Annotated in this window: 3 protein-coding genes; all 3 read right to left on the reverse strand. The window is 68.1% G+C overall.

Annotation, left to right across the window (positions count from 1 at the left end):
• Positions 1-394 (reverse strand): 2-oxoglutarate and iron-dependent oxygenase domain-containing protein (locus R1101_RS0121490; protein WP_016935311.1); only part of this gene is annotated, 394 nt, incomplete at its 3' end.
• A complete protein-coding gene (locus tag R1101_RS0121495; RefSeq protein ID WP_037224464.1) occupies positions 391-1158 on the reverse strand; it encodes a hypothetical protein in 768 nt (255 codons plus the stop codon). The genes R1101_RS0121490 and R1101_RS0121495, both read right to left, overlap by 4 nt.
• Positions 1155-2345: carboxyltransferase domain-containing protein (locus R1101_RS0121500; protein ID WP_016935313.1), on the reverse strand; the 1191-nt coding region annotated here is incomplete at its 5' end. The genes R1101_RS0121495 and R1101_RS0121500, both read right to left, overlap by 4 nt.

Consider the following 2345-nt stretch of genomic DNA (forward strand, 5'->3'; position numbering starts at 1 on the left):
CCGGCAGTTCGGGCCACTGGTTCGGTCCGAGCAGTGGATTGCCGGCCAGATAGTCCGGATCGCCGGCGGGAAGATCGATGGACAGATCGAACGCTTCCTTGTGATCGGGTGTGGCACCGGCGAACACCTCCTCACCCGGCGGCACATAGCCGCGGTGGTTCGACGAAGTGCCTATGTAGACCGACATCTTGGTTTCGTCGGGCAGTGCGAAGAAGCGTTCTGCGGCTTTCTTCAGTCCCGAGATGAGGGTGGGATCGATACCGTGCCCGACGATCTGAGCGAAACCGACCTCGCGGGCGGCACGCCCGAGTTCCTCGACGACTGCTTCCCGTCCGCTGTCGTCGGCGGAGACCAGTGCGTGTACGTCGACGACGGGGATGCTGGTGAAGGTCATGGTTCCGTCCTGAGGTTCGGGTCGAGCGGACGCCACCGCCTCGTGACGGGTGTTCCGCCGAATGTGACGTCGCTCGTGTGGATTTCGTCTCCGAAAGCGGGGTCGAGGTCGTCCCCGATCCGGTACGGGAGAGTCGATGCGGTGATGTTCCATCGGCCGGCGCACACTCGGCCGACGGCGACCTCGCAGTCGAGCACTGCGCGGGCCTCGCGGAGTGTCGCCGCCCCCCTGATGCGTTCGAGCAGAGAACCGGATCCGGGGGTGCAGTCGCGGCCGCGCGCGAACGCGAAGGTCTCCCCCACCCGCACGAGTACCGCGGTCGCCCCGGTGTCGATGTCCTCGAGCAGATACTCCTCGATGTCGGACGAGACGCCGACGGTGTGCCAGTGTTCCGTGTAGTCCTCGTACACACCGTGTTCGACGATAATGTCCGCGTCGAGCAGGGCCAGACTGCCGGCGTCGGGTGTCGGCCCGAGCGGGTGGAACGACACGGCGCGTTCCCACTCGACGTGATCGCCGCGGTCGAGCAACCGGCCTGCGAAACCGTCCTGCGTCGCGAGTGCCACGAGATCGCCGAAGTTCATGTCGTTCGCGGTCGAGGCCGTCACCACAGGCAGTGAGGCGGGTTGTCTCAGATCGCAGTACAACTTCTCGCCCTGCACCCAGGTGACCCGGGTGGTGGTGTCGGGTTCGGTGCCCGGACGCGCCAGCAGGGTTCGCTCGAACCGGGTTCCCGCGAGCCGGATCCGTTCGGTGGTCGTCATGCGCCGGTCGCCTTCCACCGTGCCCGCTCCTGCGCGAAGGCGACGGATTGGGTCGCCTGGAACTCCGCGATCGAGAATGTGTTGTCGGCGAGGAATTTCCGGTGGTCTGCCAGCGAGAAGGTCCCGTCGGTGATCTCCACTCCCCCGCCACGACCGGCCGCGAGATCGGCGCGCAGATCGAGCAGTTCCTCGGGGTCGACGGGATACCAGGAGATCCGGTCGAAGAACCGCAGCAGCCACGGCGTTCCGTCCTCGAAGGGCCCGGCCGGCTGCGGGTGCCGGTGATTCCACACCTGGGTGGTGCGGCCGACGAACTGGTATCCGCCGGGGCCTTCCATGCCGTAGATGCACAGATACGCACCGCCGATCCCGACCGCGTTCTCGGGTGTCCACGTGCGGGCCGGGTTGTACTTGGTGGTGACCAGCCGGTGCCGCGGGTCGAGCGGTGTCGCGACCGGTGCACCGAGGTAGACGTCGCCGAGTCCGAGCACCATGTAGTCGGCGGCGAACACCGTGTCGAACACGTCGGCGACGGTGTCGAGGCCGTTCATGCGACGGATGAACTCGATGTTCCACGGGCACCACGGCGCGTCCGACCGCACGCCGTGCATGTAGCGCTGGATGGCCTCGCGGGTCGCCGGATCGTCCCAGGACAGCGGCAGGCGCACCTGACGGCTGGGTACTTCCAGTTCGTCGCTGTCGCCGATACCGTCCTCGACCTCGGCGAGCAGACCGAGCAGGACCGGTACCGGCAGGACGTCCGGATCGACCTTGACCTGCAGCGACCGGATACTGGGGGTGAGTTCGAGCAGGCCTGCAGGGCGCTGCGCTTCGAGGCGCTGGTGCAGGGCGTGCACGCGGGCCCGCAGCGCCAGGTCGAGCGTCATGTCGCCGTACTCGACGAGCACGTTGTCGTCGCCGCTGCGGCGGTAGGTGACGGCGGTGTGCCCGTCGCGGCGGGCCAGGACTCCGTCGTCGCCGTCGCCGCCGCCCGACGCGACCAGCGACAGACCGGCACGACGACCGACTCCCAGTTCGCGGCGCGACGCGCTGTGCTGCGACTTCACGGGGACGAACCTGACGGTGTTGCCGGGTGCGAGCTGACCGAGCTTCCAGCGGTCGGCGGCGACGACCGTCACCGGGCACACGAAGCCGCCCAGGCTCGGCCCGTCGGGGCCGAGCAGGAT

This window comes from Rhodococcus sp. R1101 (genome assembly GCF_000278445.1).
GTDB lineage: Bacteria > Actinomycetota > Actinomycetes > Mycobacteriales > Mycobacteriaceae > Rhodococcus > Rhodococcus gordoniae.

What these genes read in the sequence shown, in the direction of transcription:
- R1101_RS0121495 (WP_037224464.1), bottom strand. Translation starts at nt 1,158, where the DNA reads ATGACGACCACCGAACGGATCCGGCTCGCGGGAACCCGGTTCGAGCGA.